Below are 23,838 nucleotides of genomic sequence, written 5' to 3'. Positions count from 1 at the left end.
CGTGTTAAAACCCTAATAGTTTATTCAACTTCTTTTCAGCTTTTTCTTTTGATGTCGGTTTTGCAGGTGCAGGGGCTTGGCTATCATCCGCTGGTTTCGTTTCATTCTTTTTCTTATTTCCCAAGAGCGATTTCAACGCATCCTCTTTGTTGCCATCGCCTAGCAGGCCTTTGATAGCGTCACCTTTACTACCACCGACACCATCAAGCAGTTTATTCTTGGCAACAGCAGCCGCTAACCCGGCGAAATCAATCGCATACTCAGGTTTGGCAAAAGTGCCAGTCAACTTGATGGGGATAGTCAGGCCATTCATCGCCTCCAAATCAGCGCCACCTTGCCCTTTTAGCGTATTGACTACGGTAGGCTTTGCGAGGTAATCGATGGTTTCATTATAGATATCGATATCACCTCTACCGGTGATACGGAATAGTGGAGCTTTCATGCTCAGGTCGTCATTGTGAGCAACGCCATTCTTTATATTGAAGCTGGCGAGCAGCCCACTAAAATCCGTTTTCTTGCTTTTATCACCTTCAATTTTGCTCTGCCCTTTTAGTACGTTGAGCCTATCTTTTACGCTACGCAAAGTGCCTGCAATATCGATTCCCTTCACAGCCCCATCTGCCAGATTCATGGCTAGAGTGCCGTTCAAGACTTTTTTCAGGGCATTGACTGTCGCCCCTTGTGTCGTGATATCTATATCCAGATTACCTTTACCGTTCAACATATCGTTGTTGATCGCGTCCGTCAGCAAGGGGCCAATCGCAATATTCTTCATATTCTGCTTAAAGCTGATATTCGGCGTACTACGCGCATCCACTTTCAAGGCACCATTCATCGTACCTTCATATAAAGATGCTGAGAAAGGTATTAACTCTGCTACACCGTCATGAGCCTTGAGTTTGATGCGCACATTGGTACTTCTCACGTTGGCCAGTTTTAGCCAGCCGATACGTAACTCGCCATTGGCATTGAATTGTTTCAATCCACTGAGGTCGATTGGCGTATCCGTGGTTTTCGGGTTAGCCGTTTTTTGTTCTGCAGTTGCAGGTTTGGCTGAGCCAGCTGACTTAACGATATAACGATCGGCATCCAGTTTGTCGATATCGATATCAAAATCTAGGGTCGGTTGCGCAAAGCGGTTAATACCAAGCATGCCTTTAATCTTAGATTCATCTATGGCCAAATTGAAATTGCTACTGACTTTCTCCTGTTTGATATCGGCATGAACATTCAGCGCAAAATCAGCTTTTAGTGCCCCTTTAGGGATAGCGGAATCTTTGACATCGACATTACCTACCAACTTGGGGAGATCAAAAATTAGCTTTTCAATATTGCCTGTAAAAGGCGAAGAGAATTTCCCCACCAAGTGACGCGTGCCCTGGTCAGCAGAGATTTCACCACTGATGGCGCTACTTCGAATCGCGGTTGGTGAACCGCTGATATCTGCGATCTGCAACTTAGCTTTTAGTGTATCGCTGCCTTTTTCCTGTTGAACATCAAGCTTAGCTGTTTTACCGCTCACTTTGTCGTTCTGGATGACGAGTGAAGGCGCCGCGAATTCGGCCTTGACCTTCGCACCATCAAGCATGCCGATTGCGGCAAGCTTCAGGCTATCTACCAGCACTTCCATATTTTCAGGCTTGGCATCTATATCGCCCGCGAGCTTCACTTCAGCATCATTCAAGGTCGCGAGATTACCCTTAACCAATACATTCAGGCCTTTGGCTACAAAATGTTGAGTTTCAGGATCGGCCATGAAATTACCTTGAATATCGGCAGTAGCAAGCACTGTAGGTTTACTTGCCTCTATTGCAAAGTCCGCTGCCAGATCGAATGGCACCCCTAATGCCACATGGCCTGCCTTAAGGTTGAATTTATTTAATGCATATTTGGTATTCGCCGGCTCATCAGTAAAGCTCACGGCTGAATCTGTCACGTTCACACCATCGATATCGAATTTAACTTGTTCGGATGCGCCCTCCTCTTGGCTGAGCAGATCGTCTATATTGGTCGTGCCATCTTTAAAACGCACGATATTGGCTTTGGCACCATCGACATAGATGGTATCGACGACCAATTCTTTCTTTAGCAACGGTAGTAGCGCAAGTGAGACTTTTAAACCTTTGACAGAGGCGAACTCCTTATCGCTGGCATGCTCAGAAAGCCATATCCTGCCCAAATCAGCCCCTAGCTTAGGCCAGAAAGCCAACTTAATATCGCCTTCGATATTCAGGGTGCGCTGTTTTTTCTCTTGCACCAATTTAACGATGAGCGGCTTGTAGTCGTTGGGATTAAACGTAGCGGCAAAGATAGCGACAGCGATCAACAATAAAGCCAACAGGCTAACTGCAATCAGTAGAGATATCTTAAGCATTTTTTTCATGGGGGAATCCTGACTTTAGCTTAAAAAGTAGCTAATGCATGTAGTACAAGTTTAACACTCGTACTATGTGTCTAAGAAAACCAGCGCATCACCGCGGCAGAGCCCAAGTACCATAGGGCAAAGAAGAATATTACAAAATATACCACGGTAAAGATCAGCCAAAAGAAACTGATCATGACCATCAGGCCATCTTCTTCAAACTGGCTCAGGCAATAAAACAGGATCGCAAACCCAGGCAGCACATTATTAAACGGCAGTACGCCAAATGGGATCGCCATCAGCAAACCTGCGGAGATAAAGATAATTGCGCCGATCTTTCTTCCTCGCTCACCTCTGACTAGAGAAAAATAGCGTGGCTTGGTAAATCGCGTACAAAAGTTGATCACTTTTAAACAAACAGTAACCAGTATCCGCCATGTTTTCTCACTCATCGCGATCTTACGGATATTCTGCGGCAATACCGGGGAATCATTGCCGCGCCACATTTGCCATCCGAGTGTGGCAAAGGTCAAACCACCGACCACCGTCAGCGGCCCTAAGGGTACCGGTTGCATAAAAGGCAACACGAGGATCAATGCGATCAGCGCATAAGCAGCTTGGTCTAAACTATCTAGCGCCTCACCAAAGGTCAGGGGCTTGACCTTGGCTTCCTCCGCGAATCGATTCAGAGTAGCGACGATATCTTCATAACTACTCATTTAAGTGACATTCAGGCAAATTTCCACAGATAGATAAGTACCAAACTACCAAAGATGATGCGGTAGTAAGCAAAAATACGAAAATCATGATTGGCCACATAACGCACCAATGTCTTGACCGCGATCAATGCCGCCAAAAATGCCGTAATAAAGCCAACAGCAAAAATCGGCAGATCATGAATATCGAATAATGCCCAATTCTTATAAAGATCATACGCGCTTGCAGCAAACATCACGGGAATCGCCAGAAAGAACGAAAACTCGGTTGCAGCTTGGCGTGAGAGGCCAAATATCATTCCACCAAGAATCGTAGCACCAGAACGTGAAACGCCCGGAATCATCGCGATAGATTGCGCAAACCCGATTTTCAGCGCCTGTATCGGCGTAATGGCATCGACTGTTGGCGAAACAGCTTCTGTCTGCGTTGCAGAAGCATATTTACGTTCAACGAGCAGGATAATAAAGCCACCGACGATCAACGCTACGGCGACATTGATAGGGGAAAAAAGATACGTCTTGATCTGATGATGAAATATCAAACCAAGCACTGCTGCCGGGAGAAAACCGATAAATACATTCAGCACGAATTTCTGTGACTGTAAGCTACTACTTAAACCCAGTGCGACATTCTTAAGGCGAATACGGTATTCCCAACAAATCGCTAATATCGCACCCAACTGGATCACGATCTCGAAGACTTTGCCTTTATCGTCATTGAAATTCAGCAAATCGCCAATCACAATCAAATGCCCGGTACTGCTTACTGGCAAGAACTCTGTCGCACCTTCGACCACGCCAAGAATAAAAGCCTTCAGTAAAATCAATAAATCCATAAATCAACAATTCTAAATAATCGGATGAAATAAATAAGGGACAACCTGCCCCTCAAAACAATCACTTACTAGCTCTTGAATAAGGACATCGCTTGCAACAATAATGCCGATTGGCTGACCGGCACTTTGCCATCGGGGCTCAATCTATCGACCACCTTGGGCAGGTACTCAGCCAGCTTCTCAGAGACCTCTTTAGCACTCATCTCGAATTTGCTTGCGATATCTTGCAAGGTCTCACGTCCGAGCACTTTTTGTACTTGTGCAGGTTTGATCGGCAGATTCTCTCCATCACCCAGCCAAGACGCGACCTCATCAGCAAACCCCTGCGCCTTAAACTTATCCAGCACGCCTACCAAACCACCATGTTCATTAAACAGGTCGATCGCTAACTGGATCATCGGCCCATTGGCACCCGCGAACTTGCTCGCGACTGAGCCCGCAATACGATCAAACAATCCCATAAAGCGCTATACCCCTAAAATCTTTCATTCATGCGTAAGTAACGCCATGCGCCTACAGGCAAGCTACTCAGTGTCACGCTACCGATGCGTATACGTTTAAGACCGACCACATGTATGCCCACGAGTTCACACATGCGGCGAATCTGGCGCTTGCGGCCTTCACGTAAAACAAAACGCAACTGGTCTTCGTTCTGCCATGAGACTTTAGCTGGTTTCAGGTTAACACCGTCAAGTGACAATCCGAAGTTGAGCTTTTTTAAGCCTTCAGCTGATAGCGTACCTTCCACCCGAACCAAGTATTCTTTTTCAACCGTAGAGTTCTCACCAATCAAATGCTTGGCGATACGTCCATCCTGCGTAAACACCAGCAAACCGGTTGAATCGATATCCAAACGCCCAGCAGGCGCCAAGCCTTGTAGATGCCCGCGTTTAAAAAATGTCGAACTTGGATCTTCAGCCCAGTGATTATCAGGATTGATCAGCGTGATCGCTGGTTGGTAACCATCTTCTGCCTGACCTGATACATACCCCATCGGTTTATGCAGAATAATAGTGACTGTTTCTGACTGATGTTGTTGCGCGGCCTTGCTAACTTCAATCGTTGCATCAAGCGAAACACGCGTACCGAGCACATCGACTACAACGCCATCTACACTCACCCAACCATTCGAAATCCATTCATCCGCTTCACGGCGTGAACACAAACCTAGCTCTGTCATCCGTTTAGATAATCTTGGCTGATCAGGGTTCGTAGGCAGGGGCTTAGGCGCGAACATAGGGTTGGTCGCCCTATCACGATTGAAATTACCGGCCTCGAAACCATCACGCGTTTTGCCGCCACGGCGCGGTGTATCGCGACCAGTTTCATCGCGAATCAGATGAGGCTTTGCATCAGACTCACGTAATGTTCCATCATGCCGATGATTACGCTGGCGCTGACTTTGGCTCTTCTGGACAACAGGTTTTTGTTCAGTTGCGGGAGCTGTAGCAATAGTCGGATTAGCGACTTCATCTGAAAATGGCTTAGGCGCTGGCGCAGAGGTGCGCGTACGCTTATTGGGGTCCAATGGTCTGACGGGCTTGCGCGAAGTCTTATCAGCCGTCACCGGTTTAGTATTTAATTTAATCGTAGCCAAAAGTGTTTCCTTGTAATTGTGCCATTCTACCGATATTTCTTTTGCCCTGCCGGAATGCATAAGATGCAAATTGGACAGCAGCATCCTACGAATCATTCAGCGGAAAACGCTATGTATTAGCTGTTACCCAAGAAATACTCCCCCAATTTATATAAATTAAGAGATGGTCAGAATTGTAACCCCGCACTCCTCAAAGTGGCTTATTAATAAAAGAGCTCGACTTCATGGACAAATTAAGAAGATTGAGAAATTTGTTTTAAGGCAAGAAACATTAATCAGAGAAAAGGCTTGAAAAGCTTCCAATAGCCTATGAAGAGAATTGCACTTTCGTAGGGAAATTGCCTCAATTAAAAACAGCTAGAAGCAATATACATTTCGTTGGATGAATGAATATTATCCAGAGCCCAAGAATGATACAAGCAGCCCTACTAGGTTTTAGATTGATCCTAAAACCACACCCCCGCTACTATTAAATTTAGCCACTGCTTTTGCAGATTCCTCAATAAACCAAGCAGTTTTTAGATTCTGGTCTACCCTTACTGCTTTGAGCACATTGGATAAATTCGTCATCCCTTAAACGTAAATGATGAATAGGACAACTATTTAGATATAGCCGCCCGAAAGAGTCTATTATTTCTTCTTAATCCTTGGGTCATCAGCAGGGTTTATATAAGTGATATCCCATGGCCCCGTGGCGATAAGTTCGACAATGGTTTCTTCATCAGTCGTCCACACGTAATGTGAGTGGCCGGCTGGCAGAACAAAACTTTCTCCTTGATTCAACACTTCGCCATGTTTAGCATCAAAAGTCTTACCCATTCCATTTCCAAGCTTTCCCTTTAGTACGGTGATTACTTCTGTAAAAGGATGGGTGTGCGCAGGGATAGGATAGTTAGGTGGAAACTTGAGCCATACAATAAAAACTCCAGCCTTGGTCGGATCGCCTATGAGTAATGAGCTTTTAGCTCCTTTGGGAAGGATAAGTTCATCATTCCATTTCACTTGATCAGGACGAAATGATTGCATCTTATCAAAAGACATTCGCTCGATTTTGTCTTCAGCGAAGGCCATATGGGCGAGCACAAGCATTGAAACTAATAATATAAACCTCATTTTTACTCCCTTTAGTGCTATCAAAGCATAGCGTTGATGTAATTTAGAGTAAGAATATTGAAATAAAACGCTTCTAAATGCTATGAGGGTATTTATTAGTGCAGCCTAATGATTTCAATGGTTTGCAAGTACAGAAAATAAGGAGATTACCAAGTAGATACAGTGAGTGTTTCGAAATGGTATTCTTAATATTTTAGAAAAAAGGATTTCCAAAACCCATCCATAATATGGGAAGCATAGACTCTCGCGCTCTCATCATTTATTTCACGCTTTAATCTTAAGATCAAAGAGAACTCTACTAACCTTCCCTGTGTAAACACGAACCTGCTTATACCTATAGTGCGATCTTCAGGATCTGACCCAATTAAAAACTTTGCTGTAGGAAAACATTGAGAGCTCAAACGATTAAGCGTAATCATTTGTAATGCATCTCCATACGGCCCTTTGATCTTCTCGAATTTTGGAGCATCTCCTGAAAGTCGACCTTCAAGCGTTTCTACAGCAGAAAAAACTTTATCCGAATTATCGAATTGAGAAGGAAGCTCAGTAAGCACGATCGCAGCCACGGGCGGAGATAGATCTTCTGAAGAGATCAAAAAGTAATTGTCTACAACACCTCTGGATCGATCACTCAGGAATATCTTTAAGTATGAGTTTGTTATATCGGGATGCTGGAATACGCGAATATTGAATCCAGTGGAAGGAAAGGATAATACTTTTTCTTTCTGAATTTTGGCTTGGTCTGGACTGCGATCCATCATGCTCCCAATATCACCATTACAAGGCTGGGCTGAAAGATTCCAGACAGCGGCGATGTTAGATACCAAGGGAAAACTTGGTTCAGCTTGAGCATATGCCCAATTCAAACTGATCATGAAGAAAAAGGATTTGATTAGTTGCGAGGTCATATTTTTTATAGCTTTAGCGGAAAAGAAAACAGCCAACACAAGGCTGGCTGTCCGGAATATTAAAAGTAGCTCAAACTATACTTTTTGATAAACCTCAGAACCCTTTTTCACAAACTCGATGGCTTTTTCCTGCATGCCTTTGACCAGTGCATCCTGCTCATTGATACCTTGTTCCGCGGCATAATCACGTACATCTTGTGAGATTTTCATTGAGCAGAAGTGTGGGCCGCACATAGAACAGAAATGCGCTTGTTTAGCACCTTCTTGCGGCAGTGTTTCGTCATGGAATTCCTTGGCTTTTTCTGGATCAAGGCCAAGATTAAATTGATCTTCCCAACGGAACTCGAAACGTGCCTTAGATAACGCATTGTCACGAATCTGCGCTCCAGGGTGACCCTTAGCCAAGTCAGCAGCGTGGGCGGCGATCTTGTAAGTGATGATACCAACGCGCACATCTTCTTTATCAGGCAGGCCTAAATGCTCTTTAGGTGTCACGTAGCAAAGCATCGCACAGCCGTACCAGCCGATCATCGCAGCACCGATACCTGATGTGATGTGGTCATACCCAGGGGCGATATCTGTCGTCAAAGGGCCTAATGTGTAGAAAGGAGCTTCACCGCAATGCTCCAGTTGCAGATCCATATTCTCTTTGATGAGGTGCATCGGTACGTGGCCAGGACCTTCGATCATGCATTGAACATCATGTTTCCATGCGATCTGTGTCAACTCACCCAATGTCTTCAACTCAGCGAATTGCGCTTCATCGTTGGCATCGTAAATAGAGCCTGGACGCAAACCATCACCCAAACTGAAACTGACATCGTACTGCTTCATGATCTCGCAGATGTCTTCAAAGTGCTCATACAAGAATGATTCCTTATGGTGCGCCAAACACCATTTCGCCATAATCGAACCACCGCGTGACACGATACCGGTCATACGTTTGGCAGTCATCGGGATGTAAGCCAGACGTACGCCAGCATGGATAGTAAAGTAATCTACGCCCTGCTCAGCTTGCTCGATCAAGGTATCGCGGAAGATTTCCCAAGTCAGGTCTTCTGCCTTGCCATTCACTTTCTCAAGTGCTTGATAAATCGGCACGGTACCAATCGGGACTGGACTATTACGAATGATCCATTCGCGTGTTTCATGGATGTTCTTACCTGTGGAAAGATCCATCACAGTATCGCCACCCCAACGGGTGCCCCATACCATTTTTTCCACTTCTTCACTGATAGAAGAACCTAAAGCTGAGTTACCGATATTGGCGTTGATCTTCACCAAGAAATTACGACCAATGATCATTGGCTCGATTTCAGGATGGTTGATGTTCAAAGGAATAATGGCACGGCCACGCGCCACTTCATCACGGACGAATTCAGGCGTGATCACTTTAGGGATGGCTGCGCCAAAATCATGCCCCGCATGTTGCGTTTGCAATAGCGTGGACATGTTCTCGCGACGCTGGTTCTCACGAATCGCGATGTATTCCATCTCCGGTGTGATGATGCCTTTACGTGCGTAGTGCATCTGGCTCACATTCATGCCAGCCTTGGCACGACGTGGCTGGCGTGTGAGATTAAAACGCATCTCTGCCAATACAGGGTCGATTTTGCGTTGCAAACCGAATTCGGAGCTTGGCCCATCCAATTGCTCGGTATCGTTACGCTCTTCGATCCAGCCTGCACGTAAGGCAGGCAAACCATCACGAATATCGATCTTGATTTCAGGATCAGTGTAAGGGCCGGATGTGTCATACACAACGACAGGTGGATTCTTTTCAGCACCGAATGCGGAGGGTGTATCGGAAAGACTTATCTCACGAAAAGGCACACGGATATCAGGGCGTGAACCTTCTACATAGATCTTGCGTGAATTGGCAAAAGGCTGAGTCGTTCCCGCATCAATTTCTGCGGTTTCATTAACAAACTTAGCGTGGAGATTTTTATCAGTGGCATTCATGGATGCTCCTTCAAGAAAGACAAAATATCAAGGAGGCACCAGCTCGCCATGCGGGATGGGAACATACGTGCTTTCCTACGGCGGCATCACCCGCATCAGGTTCAAAGGGTTTTTCTCACTGCGCACACCGTTTTAACCGATGCAGCAGACCCCTAGCAATGGGCTCAAAATTACGCGAAAAAGGCAATAAAAGCAAGTTTAATCGCTATTTTTCAGCTTGTTAGAGGGTCTCTCAGGGCTAGTTACAATCAAGTGCCGGCTGGCTAGTTGTCACTGTGCCGTTTGCTGTCAACCACGCAACTGTCTTGATACGATCATCCATTTTGCACGCATCAATGTAACCGATTGCACCTGCTGTTTCTGTGACAAAACGCAGCATACCCTCTTGCGAGGTGACCACGTGCGGCGGCGAGACACCATGGAAGTACATGGTGTTCCAATAGTCAGTCTGACTTTCTGGCAGACCGCCTAATATCTTTTGTGAGAATTGTCGGCGAATAGGGTTATCAGTCGCAAGGTTTACGGCTTGTATCGGTTTGCTATCAACCCAATAGAGCTTTTTACGCCAGAAGATCAGTGCCAATTCGGCAGTATCCATTTGATGCGTCACCTGGTTACGCTGCACGATGATCGCAATGACATTGTTATCCGCTGCTGGCACGACAACGGGCCATACAAGCACAACAACCATCAGGATAATCAACTTACGCATCAAAACAGGATCGCAAAGGATGCCAATAAGCCTTTAGGTGATTCAAATCGCTCTTTATCACCGCCGACATATTCTATTTTGATCGTCTTATTGGCTGTCATCTTCCAAGCCGTACCGATCAACCACCGCTCGCTGGAACCCTCCAGTGGGCGCTTGAAATTCTCAACCCGCGAAACGGCAAACCAGTTATTGCCAAGCGGCGCAACACCTTGAAGATAGGCACCACTACCGCCATCAGCACCACCGGTGGTATAGCGTTGCATCGCTTCGCCACTGAATTCCCAACCGTTACGTTTGGTCATGAAATCCAGACCGAACATACGGTAACGCTCTCCGCCCACCTCAGCCTCGCTGATATCGAGTAAGGAAAAGCCTACGTTGATCTTGCCTGTAACCGCGAGTCGCATCCCTTTTGCATCTTTATAGGAGATCGCATATTTGTCGCGGCTATCCTGCTGTAAGGTATCTATATAGAACGTGTACTCGAACGCTTTGTTATCCAGTGGGGTAGCACCATAGATCATGATGCCATTGATGGATTCAGGGAAAAGTCGGCTGGTGACCAACGGCCGGGACGATGTCCAGACCAACGGTGCCGCATGCTTAACGTTCCACTGACCGGCAGGGGTAAGAAAACGTCCCCCACGTACGTTAATTTTTTCAGAGACGTTGTAGTCGAGATATAAACGCTCAATATCGATGAACGCGTCTTTACTCGTCAGCGTCTCACCGGGTCCCCACTGCAGCGGACGCTCTACTTCAATCTCAGAGAAAAAACGCAGGCGACTATTGCCTTCCCAACTGATAAACAGGCTGGCTTCATTCAGGGCACCGTCCAAATCGCCATTAGGATGCAGGTTGACACCGGCACTGCTGTATCCGCCGAGCTTGAAACCATCCAATAGTGTGCCCGTTTCTTCACCGGCGAATACTGGCTTGCAGATGGCTAATCCGACAGCTACACTGATTATCAACCAGGTGGTTCTCAATATTGTTTGCATTTTCAAATCCTGCCTGATAATTACAGAACTTACAGTTTTGCGTATGGTAGCGCAGTGATTAAAACAATGCCCAACTTAAATTCTTTTCTCCTTTTCTGCTGAAGCACATGCTCAAAAAAGCATTACCTATACACCACATCATGGTCGGCGCATTTTTGCTGGCAGGGTTACTGCCATCGGTGCTCATCACAGGTCTGGCATTTTATGAAGCACGTGATGCATTAAGGACTGAGATCCAGCGATATATGGAATCACAGGCGGCGGCCGCTTCAGATGAAATTGACCGTATGATGCTTGAGCGCATGCAGAATATCGCATCATGGAGCAATCTCGAAGTGATGCAGGATGTCAGGATAGGGGACATTGATAAACGGCTTTCCAAATTTCTGGATAATCTGAAAATCAGCTATGGCGAGGTCTATAGAGAGCTGTATGTCATCGATACCCAAGGCATCGTAGTCGCCTCAAGCAACCCGAATCAGATTGGCATGAAGATACGGCTTCTTGATCCATGGCTGAGTACGAATATATCCAAAACCAACATCCGGCTATCCAAGCTGCAATATGATCGCATCCCGATTTCGGTCAATATTCCCGACCTCATCACCGGAGAGTCGGCAGGCACATTAGTCGCCATATTTAATTGGGAGCAGGTGCATCGCGTACTGGAATCGGCCGCCTCTGCCAGAGGCGGTTCAGCATTGATAGATGCAGAAGGCAATGTGTTATCCAGCACCTCACGCTGGGAAAAGACGCTACAAGCGAAAAAGCTCACAGCAAATGCTGTCTCTAACGGCTACCAAGGGTTCTCAGGTTTTAACTGGCATGTTTCCATCATCCAAAATCGTGCCCAAGCGCTAACGCCTGTCCGCCACATGGCATATATCTTCATCGGTTTATTGGTCTTGAGTGTATTGCTAGCCATGGCGATTGCCGTACCTGTTGCCACCGCCATCACCAACCCGCTGGCAAAACTCACGCGATTTGCCAGCGGGTTTATGCGCACGCAAAACGAACTAGCCCCCCAACTAGGTGGCCCGGAAGAGATCAATCAACTTTCGCAAGCTTTCAACAAGATGATCTCTGACCTTGAGCTATCGAAAGAAAACCTGACGCGGGCAGCAAAGCTTGCAGTTGCAGGTGAGATGGCAGCTGCCATGAGCCATGAAGTACGTACACCGCTAGGCATATTAAGGTCATCGGCACAGGTGCTGTTACGCGAGCCTAATCTGAGTCAGGAAGGCAAAGAGGTCTGTGGATTCATCATCAATGAAACAGAACGTTTGAATAAACTGGTTTCCACCTTGATCGACTCAGCACGCCCGCGCACGCCAGAACTATTACCTACCGATCTCTCCGAAATCGCCCAGCAATCTGTCGCCATGCTACGCATGCAAGCACAGAAAAAGAATATCAGCCTCACCTGTGATAGCCCAGCGCAAATCTCTGCACTATGCGATGCAGAACAGATCACCCAAGTGCTGCTAAATCTCATTTTGAACGCGATCCAGATTCTCCCTGAAAACGGCAAGATTCTTGTTAGCATCGCGCAATCCATGGAGAGCGCTGTGATTATTGTTGCGGATAATGGGCCTGGGGTCACTCCAGAACAACGTACTCAGATATTCGATCCATTCTTCACACAACGCGCAGGTGGGGTGGGCTTGGGGCTAGCTGTTGCACGGCAGATCGTACTCGCGCACCATGGCACGATCAACGTTAGCTCAAGTAAAATGGAAGGCGCAGAATTCCGCATTACATTGCCCATGCTGGCCCAAAATCATACACATGAAGGTCATGAATAAATGAGTAAATTACAACGCGTATTAGCGCTGGATGACGAGCCCAATATGCGCCGCCTGCTTGAAATCAGCCTGCGGCAGGCGGGATATCAACCGGTTTTGGCACAAAATGGGCGTGAAGCACTTGATATATTAAGGCAGGGTGGCGCTGACTTGGTCGTCAGCGATCTGCACATGCCAGTGATGGATGGCCTGAAACTGCTGGAAACTATGCGCAACGAGGTTATCGAGACACCGGTGATTATCGTCACAGCACAGGGCGAGATCGCATCGGCGATAGCCGCGATGAAATTAGGCGCATCGGATTACATCTTGCGCCCTTTTGATCTTGAAACATTGGAGATCGCGATCACAAAGGCTTTATCCATCACACGCCTTAAAATAGAAAATCAGTTCTTACGTGATGAAGCGAATCGCGATGTAAAAAGCCTGATTGGTGGAAGTGCCGCTATTCAAAAAGTGCATCAATTGATTGCGCAAGTAGCCCCTGAAAAAGCAACTGCCTTGATTGCAGGTGAGACAGGTACGGGAAAAGAGCTGGTTGCGCACGCCATCCATGATCTTTCTCCGAGAAAAAACGCACTTTTTGTGGCAGTTAATTGTGCGGCTATTCCGGTCGACATACTGGAGTCTGAACTTTTCGGGCATGAACGCGGTGCATTTACTGGTGCAGTTAAAGAGCGGGTCGGCAAATTCGAGCTTGCGGATGGCGGCACACTCTTTCTCGATGAGATCACCGAAATGCCAATCGCATTGCAGGCAAAACTACTACGTGCCTTACAAGAAGGCGTCATCGAACGCCTCGGCAGCAATCATCCGATTACAGTGAATATCCGCGTTGTTGCCGCGACGAACCGTGACCCTTTAGAGGCGATTAAAGAAGGAAAGTTACGCGAAGACCTCTACTACCGCCTGAACGTATTTCGCATTGATTTGCCACCACTCAGAAAGCGGACAGGTGATATTGCCATGTTGGTCAGGCATATTCTTAAACGCCGTGAAATCAATATCAACGCCCAAGCCATAGAAGCTTTAGAGCAGTATCCTTGGCCAGGGAATGTTCGTGAACTAGAAAACGTACTTGAGCGCGCTGCCATCGTCTGCAGTAACCGCACAATCACGACTGAGCATTTGCCCGTTGAAATGCTCGAATTCAATAATACTGAACCCGAACATGCATTACAACAGAGCGACCCCTTGACGAGTACTTCGACGCCAGAAACCAACTTTTCACTACCGTTGGCAGTTGAAACTTTAGAGAAAAAGCTCATTGAGACCGCACTTAAATCCTCCGATGGTAATAAAAGCCGGGCTGCGAGACTTTTAGACATCAGCGAGCGCTCACTCTGGTATAAGTTAAGCCGCTATAAAATAACGGATAAACAGTCGTAGATACCATTCTAATCGCTCGCATTCCGCTATAATCGCCCAATACTCACATGCCTTGTGGATCACGACTATGCACACAGATATAGAACTAGCCCGCTTCAATATGATCGAGCAGCAAATTCGCACTTGGGAGGTGCTGGATAGCCGTGTATTAGACCTTTTAAAAACGGTACCACGTGAAGCTTTTGTGCCACCGCAATATACCGGCCTGGCATTCGCTGATCTGGAGATTCCCATCGGATATGGTCAGAGCATGCTTTCCCCAAAAATGGAAGGTCGCATTCTGCAAGCATTGGATATCCAACCATCAGACAAAGTCTTAGAAATCGGCACGGGCAATGGCTACCTGACTGCACTACTCGCAGCAATGGCAAACCATGTACATAGTATCGAAATCATTCCTCAACTACATCTGACTGCAAAAAACAATTTAGCTGCGCATAGCATTTCAAACGTCACGCTAGAAGTTGGTAACGGTACTGATGGGTGGGCAGCACATGGGCCATACGATGTGATCGTATTTGGCGGTTCACTGCCAGTCTTCCCGGCAAATGCGCAAGAAAACTTGGCCATCGCTGGTCGCATGTTCGTAGTGACTGGAGAAGCACCGGTCATGGAAGCCATGATGATTCGGCGTATTTCTGCTGAGCACTTTAAACGTGATATGTTATTTGAGACTTCGCTACCCACACTTAACCAAGCCCCTCAACCAGAGCGCTTCAGTTTTTAGTGGATGGCTAAACACTATAAAATTAGGTAGATTAAGTTTTACTCAGCCATCATTAACCATACTGCAAAAAATCTAATAACAGCAGGATAACCATCAGAAATTCCTATGTATAAAAAAGTGCTCACGATTGCGTTGGTCATGCTGTGGTCAAACGTACAGGCAGAGAATGCACAGAACCTGCTGGATATTTATCAACTGGCTTTAAGCAATGACCCTGTGTGGGCATCTGCCCGCAGTGGTAATCTCGCTGCACAGGAAAAAGTAGCGCAAGGCAAAGCACTCTATTTGCCAACAGCGACATTCAGCACGAATGCCAGTCATTCAGATAGCGATATTCGATATATCAACAACTCAGTCTTCAGGAATGGTGGGCGCGAGTCTTATGAAACATTTGGCTACGGAGTCAATGTCAGCCAGCCCATCTTCCGCATGCAGAATTACCTGCAATACCAACAATCTAAAATACAGGTCTCGCAAGCTGATAAACAACTTATCCTAGCCCAGCAGGATTTAATCCTGCGAACGGCACAAGCCTATTTTGATGTGCTACTGGCACAAGACAAAATCGACCTGATCAATGCCCAGAAAAGTGCAATTTCACGCCAGTTGGAACAGGCGCAAGCCAATTTCGATGTGGGTACCGCAACCATTACAGATGTGAATGAAGCACAAGCCAAATTTGACTTAACTACGGCGCAAGAAATTGCCACGATCAATGATCTGGAAATTAAGAAGCGGACGATACAATCGATAATCGGTCAGTTACCGCAAGCACTTGCCACAGCGAAAGCCGACATCAAAACAGAGCTGCCAGAACCACGTGCGATGCAGCAATGGGTAGAAATTGCGGAACAAAATAATCTTGCCTTAAATATCCAACAAGAAGCATTGCAGATTGCGACAAAAGAGGTAGACCGCCAGAATGCAGGCCATCTGCCGACATTGGATGCCGTAGGCAATTATAACGATACCCGCGCAGGCGGCAGCCCGAATGGATTTGGTAGTGACCTGCAAAACACAACCATTGGCTTACAACTACAGATCCCCCTATATCAAGGCGGCGCGATCAACTCTAAAGTACGTGAAGCCGTCGCCAACAAACAAAAAGCTCAAGATGACGTAGAAACGGCAAGGCGCAAAGCTGAGTTGGATACACAGCAAGCCTACCTGAATCTCACCAGTAGCATCTCTCAAGTCAAAGCCTATGAACAAGCGCTCATATCCAGTCAAAGCCAGCTTGATTCGACAAACCTGGGATACGATGTTGGTGTGCGTAACAGCGTTGATGTTCTGAATGCGCAACAGCAATTATTCAGTGCTAAACGTGACTTACTTCAATCACGCTACACCTATTTGCTCAGTGCTTTAAAGCTTAAGTCTGCCAGCGGCTTACTGAATGATCTGGATCTTGTAAGCATCAACCAGCAATTAGTCAATGCGCCTACTCAACCATGAATATACCGCTCACGGCAAAAAGTAATCTGAGCCAGCTCATTGTGGTCGACATGCAAATCCGCCTTGCTGAAGCAATGATCGCCGAGGAAATGCAAAAGGTAGTAAGAAATACCGGCATCCTGATACAAGTGGCTACGCTACTAGATGTTTCGACACTTTATACCGAGCAGTACCCTAAAGGCTTAGGCACCACTTTAGCGGAGCTTACGCCTCTGTTATCAAAAACCTCTAGCATTGAAAAGATCAGCTTTTCATGTTGTGATGAGCCAAAATTTAATCGCCAGTTAACAGGTGATAAACCACAAATCATATTGGCAGGTATGGAGGCGCATATCTGCATTTTGCAAACAGCGTTAGGCTTGCATCAGCAAGGTAAACAAGTATTCGTCGCAGAAGATGCGATCATTTCACGCGACCCTTCACATAAAAAAAATGCACTCGAAAGGTTAAAACAGGCAGGTGTGATCGTGAGTAATACAGAGTCTATCGTATTTGAATGGCTACGCGCCGCAGAAGGTGATGCGTTCAAACAAATAAGCCGCTTAGTGCGTTAACACGCCGGCAACCACCATGGCTAACGCTACGCATTTTTCATCTCGCACGCCAAAAACCTTCACACCATTCTGGCGCAGGTTGCCAAGTTTTTTCGAATACCCACTACAGGTAGGCGCGATGATCCGCATCATCGGGTACTCATGCATCGGTGGCGTTCTAGCATTTTTACTTGGTGATTTTGGGGCAATAATCAGCCTTGTTCTGTGGCTTCCATTTCTGAAATATGCATTTCTAGTTACAGAGCACACCGCCAATGGCAGATTCGATGAGCCTACCGATAGGATGGATAGCAATGTAGGCAACACCGGGCAAGTCGTTCGTCAATTCATATTATTTATCATCCTCGGCTTAATCACCGCACTCGCTGTCATTATATTTGGTCCAGAAATAGGTTATATCTCAGGATTGCTGCTCATGATCGTGTTAGCACCAGCAGGTGTCATGATCATCGCGGCGACGAGAAGTCTTCTTGAAGCACTGAATCCAGCAAAAATACTGTTTTTTATAAAAACGATAGGCTCCCCATACTTGGCATTGTGTTTTATTCTGATGAGCCTGAGCGGTAGCGGAGAATGGCTACAAGAGTTTTTCAGTGAAAGTCTGGATTCATGGTTAGTGTTACCAGCGCTGTACTTCATCAGTTTCTATTTTGCGCTGATTACCTATCACATGATGGGATATGTACTCTATCAATATCATGAAGAGCTTGGACTCACCGCAGCAGTGAGCTTTGAAAAAGCGGAAGCCAAACTTTCGCCGGGGAAAAAAGCGATTGACCCATTAGTTTCAAAACTCACAATGCTCATTGCCAATGGGCAACAGGAAGAGGCTATCGACCTCTTGCGAGAGAGTATTCGCACCCAATGGCAAAATAACGACCTGCATGAGCGCTACCATAAGCTCTTATTAGCAGCAGACAAGCCTGCGGCCGCATTACACCATGCGCGTGAATTCATCACCAAACTCGTCAATGAAAAACGTATATTCCAGGCGCTGGATCTATGTGAGCAATGTTTGGAACTGGACCCTGATTTTCAGCCCAATGATTCATATCAGGTACATGAACTTGCCACTGCGGCGAATGTCGCTAAACGACACAAACTAGCACTTAATCTGATGCGGCGGTTTGATAAACGATACCCCAGCCATCCGCAGATACCTGCAATCTACTTACTCTCGGCGCAAATATTGTGCGAGCATTTTCGCAAGTACAAAGAGGCCATGCAGATACTCCAAGCGTTGCAAACGAAATTCCCTGAACACCCAATTGCCACTGAGGCAAAACAATATATGCAAGTGATCAATAAGCTAGCTAGCATCGGCTAGACTACTCGCAACATGCCTCTTGCAACTTCTGCATCTTGGGATTGGGGAAATTGGTCAATAAGCGATTGCAAAATCGTCTCGAATTTATCTTTTTGCTGCTCACGATAATAGCCGCGTGCTAAGGCCAGCAAGACTGAGGGCAATGCTACATGTTGAGGTTTACTCCGCTGCAGCATATTAGCGAGTTTCTCGGCATCCATAAGATGGCCATCAGCAGCAAATCGTTTTGCTAGTGTGATTGCCACCTCCTGACTTACTCTAGGTGAAGGCTTAGCTGCACTCAGATACTCTTTAAATATTGCATGGGTTTGGCTGGAGGTAGCATCATCCATATCTGGCAATGTAAGCAGATTGAATGCTGCCTGATGATAATCGTCACTTGCAGGATTAGATTTTGCAGCACGATACACAAGCCGCATGATGTTCATATCGCGTGGATGCTTTACTTGTAATGCCTTAAAAACAGTCAGTGCTTTCTGAAATTCCATGGCGCCCAAATAATCCATACCGCGTTGAAACTCTTTGGCATCCATCTCTTTACCATCTACAGCTTGATGATGCTCTTTGATCAAGGCTGGCCTGAATACACGATACAAGGCGCCAATGACTGCACCCCCTAACAGGCCGCCGAAGTGTGCCATATAGGCTATATGCGCCTCGTCATCTGTCCAATATTGATAAAGCTCGTTACCCAGCCAAAGTGGTAAAAGCACAATCGCAGGCGCGCGCACGTAGTCAAAATAGAATCCCAGCGAATAGAAAAAATCAATCTTCCGTAAGCCAAAAATAACCGTATATAACCCCATCACGCCAGCAATCGCGCCAGATGCACCTAAAGCGCTAGACCCAGGTTCGGCCGTCAAGCCATACATATAAGCCGCTGCGTAAGCGGTACTGATATATGCGAATGTGAATAATGCTTTACCAATCACAGACTCGACCAAGAATCCAATCAAGAACAGCACCACCATATTACCGAGCAGATGATCGAAACTGCCATGCATGAATGCCGAGACGAAAGCCTTGAGTGGGTCGGGATCATCGGCGTGGTAAACGTAACGACTGGTAAAAGACCTTAGGGATTCATAGTGATTCCGCTGTTTAGTCCACTCCCGGTATTCAGGTGCTTGCGGCGTTACGATATGCCCTGCATGTAATTCATGCATAAACTTATCATCGTTTTCCAAGATAAGAAGCGTTGTTGTATCTTGTTCTTGAAGCAAGTATTCGAACTGCTCAGGCGTGACGCGGGCTTTTTCTTTTTTCAGGTATTGGGTATATCGATCAAGCTCCCATTTCGGCAGATCAGATGAGAAATAATATTGCATGGCTTTCTCATCATTTCGATCATCACTACCTTGCAATGCGAAGAACACAAAACAATTAATCAATATCAGCAGCAGTGTCACGACAGGCGGTCGTTTCCAATCCACCCTGTTACCAACTGGGATAATAAACATCGATTTGTATTCCCCTAAAAATCAAACCTCGATTAATTCACTGCATGCCCAGCGATTTACTGCCATAGATTAATAGAGAAAGCTTACTTAGCGCTTTCTTCACTGGCGCTCGCGTTATACGTATGCGGAAGATACTGTCCGACCAAATCCGCAATGCGATGTGCTGCGCCACCCGCACTCTGGCTAAACCCTAAAGCGGCCCAACCCATATTCTGGCGCAACTCTGCATCATCAAATAGTCGTTGCAATGCAGCGACGAGGTCATCGGTATTCTTTACCCGCCAAGCAGCTCTGGCGGCAATCGCCTGTTCAGTGGCAGCCGTAAAATTAAACGTATGTGGGCCAACCAATACTGGTTTGCTCATCGTGCAGGCTTCAATCAGATTCTGGCCGCCCAAGGGCAAAAGACTACCGCCGATAAATGCCACATCACATGCGGCATAATAGGTGAACATCTCCCCCATTGAATCTCCAAGCAATGCCGTTGTTGAAGACGATACCTCCGCATCGCCTAATCCTGATTTCCGCTCATAGACCACACCACGTTTCTTGAACAACGCGACGACTTCTTCAAACCTTTGCGGGTGGCGTGGCACGATAATGGTTAAAAGATTAGGGATATGTAGTGCAGCAACTGCATCGAGAATCAGCGTTTCTTCCCCCTCACGGGTACTCGCCGCTAAAAATACCGGACGATTTCTTCCCAATAGGCTGCGTAGCTGTTCCCCTTTTTCAACAGCATCCGTTGGAGGGTCAACATCAAACTTCAGGTTACCCATAACAGATATATTCTTCGCCCCAAGATTCTGCAACCGTTCGGCATCCATATCCGTTTGGGCTGCGATAGCGACAAGGCCGTGTAATGCGCTTTCAGTCAAACGCGACACTTGGGCATAGCCATGTGCAGATTTCTGCGAGAGACGCGCATTCACCAGCAATAGCGGAAGGTCACGCGCCTTACATGCAGCAATCAGGTTAAACCAAAGCTCCGTTTCCATTAACAATCCCACCACAGGCTTATAGTGATTAAGAAACCGCTTAACCGCACCTGGCAAATCGTAAGGCAGATAAGCGCGTAGCACTTGATCTCCAAAAATCTGCTCTCCCGTTTCCCGACCAGTCGGCGTTGCATGGGTGATCAATACCTGGTGATCTGGATATCTTTGTTGCAATAGTTCGATCAGCGGTGTTGCTGCGCGCGTCTCACCCACAGAGACACAATGTAGCCAGATGATAGGTTGGCTAGGGATAGTTTTGTAAAAACCGAACCGCTCTGCCCAGTGTTGGCGGTAGGCTGGTTGCCGCAATCCTCTCCATAAAAGCCGGATTGGGGCAAAAGGAACAAGCAGATATAAAACCAGAGTATATAAATAACGTGGCATAGCTAGATTTTCTCACATAAACGCATGCACAAATCAGTAGAAAATGTCCAAATGTTTATTTTTTATTTTGTTAGCAAGGACTCACCTAGCCGCTAATCGAAGCGCACAGGCTGATTTGAAAAAATGCCCCAAATTCGGGCTCCAAAATGGCGCACGCGCACCAAAAAAATTTCTTGACCAACACTACCAAATGGAATAATTTTGCATCCAAGCACAACATCTTGTGGTGCACCGTGATTTTTGCCAGTTTTGAAAATTCAGACTTAATAGTCACCCAATAAAAATAATCAGGAAGGGATCGCCCTATGCTTAAAGCCGTCAAAGCTTTAAAAGAAGCGAATAACGATATTCAGGAAGTACCTATGCAATCTGTCTCATTGGATATTTGGGATAAAAAATATCGTCTTAAGACCAAGCAAGGTAAATTTATCGATGAAAACATTGATGATACCTATGTGCGCGTAGCACGTGCATTGGCAGACGCTGAAGAGACCGAAGAAAAACGTTCTATCTGGTACGAAAAATTCCTATGGGCATTACGCCGTGGCGCTATCCCTGCTGGACGTATCACATCCAACGCCGGCGCCCAAGAGCACAAACCAGCCACCAGCACGATCAATTGCACGGTCTCCGGCATCGTTGAAGACAGCATGGATGGCATCCTGAATAAAGTGCATGAAGCTGGCCTGACACTGAAAGCTGGTTGCGGTATCGGTTATGAGTTCTCTACATTACGCCCTAAAGGTGCTTTTGTAGCGGGCGCTGGTGCTTACACAAGCGGCCCCCTGTCATTCATGGATATCTATGACAAGATGTGCTTTACCGTATCATCTGCTGGTGGTCGTCGTGGTGCTCAAATGGCGACTTTCGATATTTCGCACCCTGATGTGACTGACTTCATCAAGGCAAAGCGCGAAGCTGGTCGTTTACGCCAATTCAATCTTTCATGCCTGATTACTAAAGAGTTCATGGAAGCGGTAAAAGCCGATACCGATTGGAAACTAGCTTTCCCTGTCACCTCAAAAGAGGCGACCGTCGATAACCTAGAATTATCAGACGAGTCCCAAGTGGTATGGCGCGAATGGCCAGTCAAAGGTAAATACCTGACGCGCGAATCCGATGGCAAAGTCGCTTGCCGCGTTTATAAAACCATACGCGCGCAGCGTCTGTGGGATGTCATCATGTCATCCACCTACGATTTCGCTGAGCCGGGCTTTATCCTGATTGACCGCGTAAACGAAATGAACAATAACTGGTTCTGCGAAAACATTCGCGCGACCAATCCATGCGGCGAGCAACCATTACCACCTTATGGCGCTTGCTTACTTGGTTCAGTCAACCTGACCAAATTCGTGCGCGACCCATTCACTGATAATGCCCGTTTCGATTGGGATGAATATAGTGAAGTCGTTGCCACATTCACCCGTATGCTGGATAACGTGGTCGAGGTGAATGGCCTGCCGCTAGAGCAGCAACGTGCAGAGATCGCACGTAAACGCCGTCACGGCATGGGCTACTTGGGTCTGGGCTCCACTTTAACCATGCTCAAACTGAAATATGGTGAAGAAGAGTCACTCAAGTTCACTGAAGAAGTCACCAAAGTGATGGCGACAGTCGGTTGGGAAATCGGCGTGCAGTTAGCTGAAGAAAAAGGCCCTGCACCGATCATGGACGAAGAGTTTGAAGTCACGGCCGACATGCTGGTAAAGCGCCCTGAAATGGCAAAAGACGGCATCAAGCTGGGCGACAAAGTCAAAGGTAAAGTGCTGATGGGCTTATACAGCCGCTACATGCAGCAGTTCCCGGATTCGCTACGCAAGCAGATTGCCAAGAAAGGCGTACGTTTCAGTCACCATAGCTCGATCGCCCCGACAGGCACGATCTCTCTATCGCTAGCAAATAACGCGAGCAATGGTATCGAACCTTCATTCGCGCACCACTACGCACGTAATGTGATTCGCGAAGGCAAGAAATCAAAAGAGAAAGTCGATGTCTATTCTTATGAGCTGCTTGCATATCGTGAGCTTGTGAATGCCAATGCGATGCCATTCTCAGATAAAGAAGAAGAGCAATTGCCTGACTACTTCTTGGATTCATCTACTATTCAAGCTAAAGCACACGTAGATATTCAAGCTGCAGCACAAAAATGGATCGATAGCTCCATCTCGAAGACCATCAATGTACCTACTGACTATGACTATGAGGATTTCAAGAACATCTACCTCTATGCATACGATAAAGGTCTAAAGGGTTGCACAACCTTCCGTTTCAACCCAGAGGCCTTCCAAGGCGTATTGGTCACTGAAAAAGACCTAGAGAACACCACCTACAAGTTCACACTTGATGATGGCACGGTGATTGAAGCTAAAGGCAATGAAGAGATTGAATATGATGGCGAACTTCATTCTGCGGCCAACCTGTATGACGCTTTAAAAGAAGGCTACTACGGCAAGTTTTAATTGAGCAAGCGGATTAAGCGTCCGCTGCTCAGACGTCACCCTCATGGCAGGAAAATGACGCATTAGGAGAACA

At 46.6% G+C, this 23,838-nt stretch carries 19 protein-coding genes and 1 riboswitch; of the genes, 7 read left to right on the top strand and 12 right to left on the bottom strand.

The window, feature by feature from the left end; all coding sequences use genetic code 11:
• Positions 1 to 4: 4 nt before the first annotated feature.
• The 10 genes from A7981_RS01080 to A7981_RS01035 all read right to left on the bottom strand — a co-directional run bounded on the left by A7981_RS01080 (position 5) and on the right by A7981_RS01035 (position 11,207).
• A complete protein-coding gene (locus tag A7981_RS01080; protein ID WP_067262811.1) occupies positions 5 to 2,383 on the bottom strand; it encodes an AsmA family protein in 2,379 nt (792 codons plus the stop codon).
• A gap of 71 nt (positions 2,384 to 2,454) precedes the next feature.
• A complete protein-coding gene (locus A7981_RS01075; RefSeq protein WP_067262809.1) occupies positions 2,455 to 3,081 on the bottom strand; it encodes an exopolysaccharide biosynthesis protein in 627 nt (208 codons plus the stop codon).
• An 11-nt stretch (positions 3,082 to 3,092) separates the two neighbouring features.
• Positions 3,093 to 3,914: an undecaprenyl-diphosphate phosphatase gene (locus tag A7981_RS01070; RefSeq protein WP_067262806.1), complete on the bottom strand. Its 822-nt coding sequence runs from the start codon at positions 3,912 to 3,914 to the stop codon at positions 3,093 to 3,095.
• A gap of 68 nt (positions 3,915 to 3,982) precedes the next feature.
• Positions 3,983 to 4,375: a YidB family protein gene (locus tag A7981_RS01065; protein WP_067262803.1), complete on the bottom strand. Its 393-nt coding sequence runs from the start codon at positions 4,373 to 4,375 to the stop codon at positions 3,983 to 3,985.
• A 14-nt stretch (positions 4,376 to 4,389) separates the two neighbouring features.
• Complete coding sequence (locus A7981_RS01060; RefSeq protein ID WP_067266337.1) at positions 4,390 to 5,511, bottom strand: pseudouridine synthase; 1,122 nt, start codon at positions 5,509 to 5,511, stop codon at positions 4,390 to 4,392.
• Between the two features lie 630 nt (positions 5,512 to 6,141).
• Positions 6,142 to 6,624 (bottom strand): cupin domain-containing protein, encoded by a 483-nt coding sequence (locus tag A7981_RS01055; RefSeq protein ID WP_067262800.1) that lies wholly within the window; start codon positions 6,622 to 6,624, stop codon positions 6,142 to 6,144.
• 185 nt (positions 6,625 to 6,809) lie between these two features.
• Positions 6,810 to 7,532, bottom strand: a complete 723-nt coding sequence (locus A7981_RS01050) for a hypothetical protein (RefSeq protein ID WP_131800924.1) — start codon at positions 7,530 to 7,532, stop codon at positions 6,810 to 6,812.
• A 75-nt stretch (positions 7,533 to 7,607) separates the two neighbouring features.
• The gene (gene thiC, locus A7981_RS01045) at positions 7,608 to 9,494 is read right to left on the bottom strand and encodes a phosphomethylpyrimidine synthase ThiC (protein WP_067262793.1); all 1,887 of its coding nucleotides are present in this window, start codon (positions 9,492 to 9,494) and stop codon (positions 7,608 to 7,610) included.
• A gap of 55 nt (positions 9,495 to 9,549) precedes the next feature.
• Positions 9,550 to 9,658, bottom strand: a riboswitch (TPP riboswitch).
• 74 nt (positions 9,659 to 9,732) lie between these two features.
• Positions 9,733 to 10,206, bottom strand: coding sequence for a hypothetical protein (locus A7981_RS01040; RefSeq protein ID WP_067262791.1), 474 nt, complete (start codon positions 10,204 to 10,206; stop codon positions 9,733 to 9,735).
• Positions 10,206 to 11,207: a hypothetical protein gene (locus A7981_RS01035; protein ID WP_067262788.1), complete on the bottom strand. Its 1,002-nt coding sequence runs from the start codon at positions 11,205 to 11,207 to the stop codon at positions 10,206 to 10,208. The genes A7981_RS01040 and A7981_RS01035 overlap by 1 nt, the downstream gene beginning before the upstream one ends.
• A 107-nt stretch (positions 11,208 to 11,314) precedes the next feature.
• On the opposite strand from A7981_RS01035, the gene A7981_RS01030 reads away from it, so the two are divergent.
• The 6 genes from A7981_RS01030 (at position 11,315) to A7981_RS01005 (ending at position 18,464) form a co-directional block, all read left to right on the top strand.
• Positions 11,315 to 13,012, top strand: coding sequence for a sensor histidine kinase (locus A7981_RS01030; protein WP_082889171.1), 1,698 nt, complete (start codon positions 11,315 to 11,317; stop codon positions 13,010 to 13,012).
• Complete coding sequence (locus A7981_RS01025; protein WP_067262785.1) at positions 13,013 to 14,401, top strand: sigma-54 dependent transcriptional regulator; 1,389 nt, start codon at positions 13,013 to 13,015, stop codon at positions 14,399 to 14,401.
• 67 nt (positions 14,402 to 14,468) lie between these two features.
• Positions 14,469 to 15,128 carry a protein-L-isoaspartate O-methyltransferase gene (locus tag A7981_RS01020; RefSeq protein ID WP_067262782.1) on the top strand — a complete coding sequence of 220 codons (660 nt, stop codon included), beginning with the start codon at positions 14,469 to 14,471 and terminating at the stop codon, positions 15,126 to 15,128.
• 105 nt (positions 15,129 to 15,233) lie between these two features.
• On the top strand, positions 15,234 to 16,583 hold the full coding sequence (locus tag A7981_RS01015; protein ID WP_067262779.1) for a TolC family outer membrane protein: 1,350 nt from the start codon (positions 15,234 to 15,236) through the stop codon (positions 16,581 to 16,583).
• Complete coding sequence (locus A7981_RS01010) at positions 16,580 to 17,137, top strand: isochorismatase family protein (RefSeq protein WP_067262775.1); 558 nt, start codon at positions 16,580 to 16,582, stop codon at positions 17,135 to 17,137. The genes A7981_RS01015 and A7981_RS01010 overlap by 4 nt, the downstream gene beginning before the upstream one ends.
• Before the next feature lie 16 nt (positions 17,138 to 17,153).
• On the top strand, positions 17,154 to 18,464 hold the full coding sequence (locus tag A7981_RS01005) for a tol-pal system YbgF family protein (protein ID WP_067262772.1): 1,311 nt from the start codon (positions 17,154 to 17,156) through the stop codon (positions 18,462 to 18,464).
• On the opposite strand, the gene A7981_RS01000 is transcribed toward A7981_RS01005, so the two are convergent.
• Together A7981_RS01000 and waaA are read right to left on the bottom strand one after the other, a co-directional pair.
• Positions 18,461 to 19,924 carry a rhomboid family intramembrane serine protease gene (locus A7981_RS01000; protein ID WP_067262768.1) on the bottom strand — a complete coding sequence of 488 codons (1,464 nt, stop codon included), beginning with the start codon at positions 19,922 to 19,924 and terminating at the stop codon, positions 18,461 to 18,463. The genes A7981_RS01005 and A7981_RS01000 overlap by 4 nt on opposite strands.
• Positions 19,925 to 20,007: 83 nt before the next feature.
• On the bottom strand, positions 20,008 to 21,306 hold the full coding sequence (waaA, locus tag A7981_RS00995) for a lipid IV(A) 3-deoxy-D-manno-octulosonic acid transferase (RefSeq protein WP_067262765.1): 1,299 nt from the start codon (positions 21,304 to 21,306) through the stop codon (positions 20,008 to 20,010).
• 305 nt (positions 21,307 to 21,611) lie between these two features.
• Here waaA and A7981_RS00990 point away from each other — a divergent pair, with 305 nt between their 5' ends.
• The gene (locus tag A7981_RS00990; protein ID WP_067262761.1) at positions 21,612 to 23,765 is read left to right on the top strand and encodes an adenosylcobalamin-dependent ribonucleoside-diphosphate reductase; all 2,154 of its coding nucleotides are present in this window, start codon (positions 21,612 to 21,614) and stop codon (positions 23,763 to 23,765) included.
• Positions 23,766 to 23,838: the final 73 nt, after the last annotated feature.

This window comes from Methylovorus sp. MM2 (assembly GCF_001648895.1).
GTDB lineage: Bacteria > Pseudomonadota > Gammaproteobacteria > Burkholderiales > Methylophilaceae > MM1.
Note: the sequence above shows the minus strand (reverse complement) of the source record. Positions and strands in the feature narration are given on the sequence as shown.

Bases quoted from the DNA above. Each gene is read 5' to 3' on its own strand.
- A7981_RS01080 (WP_067262811.1), bottom strand. From the start codon at position 2,383: ATGAAAAAAATGCTTAAGATATCTCTACTGATTGCAGTTAGCCTGTTG.
- A7981_RS01075 (WP_067262809.1), bottom strand. From the start codon at position 3,081: ATGAGTAGTTATGAAGATATCGTCGCTACTCTGAATCGATTCGCGGAG.
- A7981_RS01070 (WP_067262806.1), bottom strand. From the start codon at position 3,914: ATGGATTTATTGATTTTACTGAAGGCTTTTATTCTTGGCGTGGTCGAA.
- A7981_RS01065 (WP_067262803.1), bottom strand. From the start codon at position 4,375: ATGGGATTGTTTGATCGTATTGCGGGCTCAGTCGCGAGCAAGTTCGCG.
- A7981_RS01055 (WP_067262800.1), bottom strand. From the start codon at position 6,624: ATGAGGTTTATATTATTAGTTTCAATGCTTGTGCTCGCCCATATGGCC.
- A7981_RS01050 (WP_131800924.1), bottom strand. From the start codon at position 7,532: ATGACCTCGCAACTAATCAAATCCTTTTTCTTCATGATCAGTTTGAAT.
- thiC (WP_067262793.1), bottom strand. From the start codon at position 9,494: ATGAATGCCACTGATAAAAATCTCCACGCTAAGTTTGTTAATGAAACC.
- A7981_RS01040 (WP_067262791.1), bottom strand. From the start codon at position 10,206: ATGCGTAAGTTGATTATCCTGATGGTTGTTGTGCTTGTATGGCCCGTT.
- A7981_RS01035 (WP_067262788.1), bottom strand. From the start codon at position 11,207: ATGCAAACAATATTGAGAACCACCTGGTTGATAATCAGTGTAGCTGTC.
- A7981_RS01030 (WP_082889171.1), top strand. From the start codon at position 11,315: ATGCTCAAAAAAGCATTACCTATACACCACATCATGGTCGGCGCATTT.
- A7981_RS01025 (WP_067262785.1), top strand. From the start codon at position 13,013: ATGAGTAAATTACAACGCGTATTAGCGCTGGATGACGAGCCCAATATG.
- A7981_RS01020 (WP_067262782.1), top strand. From the start codon at position 14,469: ATGCACACAGATATAGAACTAGCCCGCTTCAATATGATCGAGCAGCAA.
- A7981_RS01015 (WP_067262779.1), top strand. From the start codon at position 15,234: ATGTATAAAAAAGTGCTCACGATTGCGTTGGTCATGCTGTGGTCAAAC.
- A7981_RS01010 (WP_067262775.1), top strand. From the start codon at position 16,580: ATGAATATACCGCTCACGGCAAAAAGTAATCTGAGCCAGCTCATTGTG.
- A7981_RS01005 (WP_067262772.1), top strand. From the start codon at position 17,154: ATGGCTAACGCTACGCATTTTTCATCTCGCACGCCAAAAACCTTCACA.
- A7981_RS01000 (WP_067262768.1), bottom strand. From the start codon at position 19,924: ATGTTTATTATCCCAGTTGGTAACAGGGTGGATTGGAAACGACCGCCT.
- waaA (WP_067262765.1), bottom strand. From the start codon at position 21,306: ATGCCACGTTATTTATATACTCTGGTTTTATATCTGCTTGTTCCTTTT.
- A7981_RS00990 (WP_067262761.1), top strand. From the start codon at position 21,612: ATGCTTAAAGCCGTCAAAGCTTTAAAAGAAGCGAATAACGATATTCAG.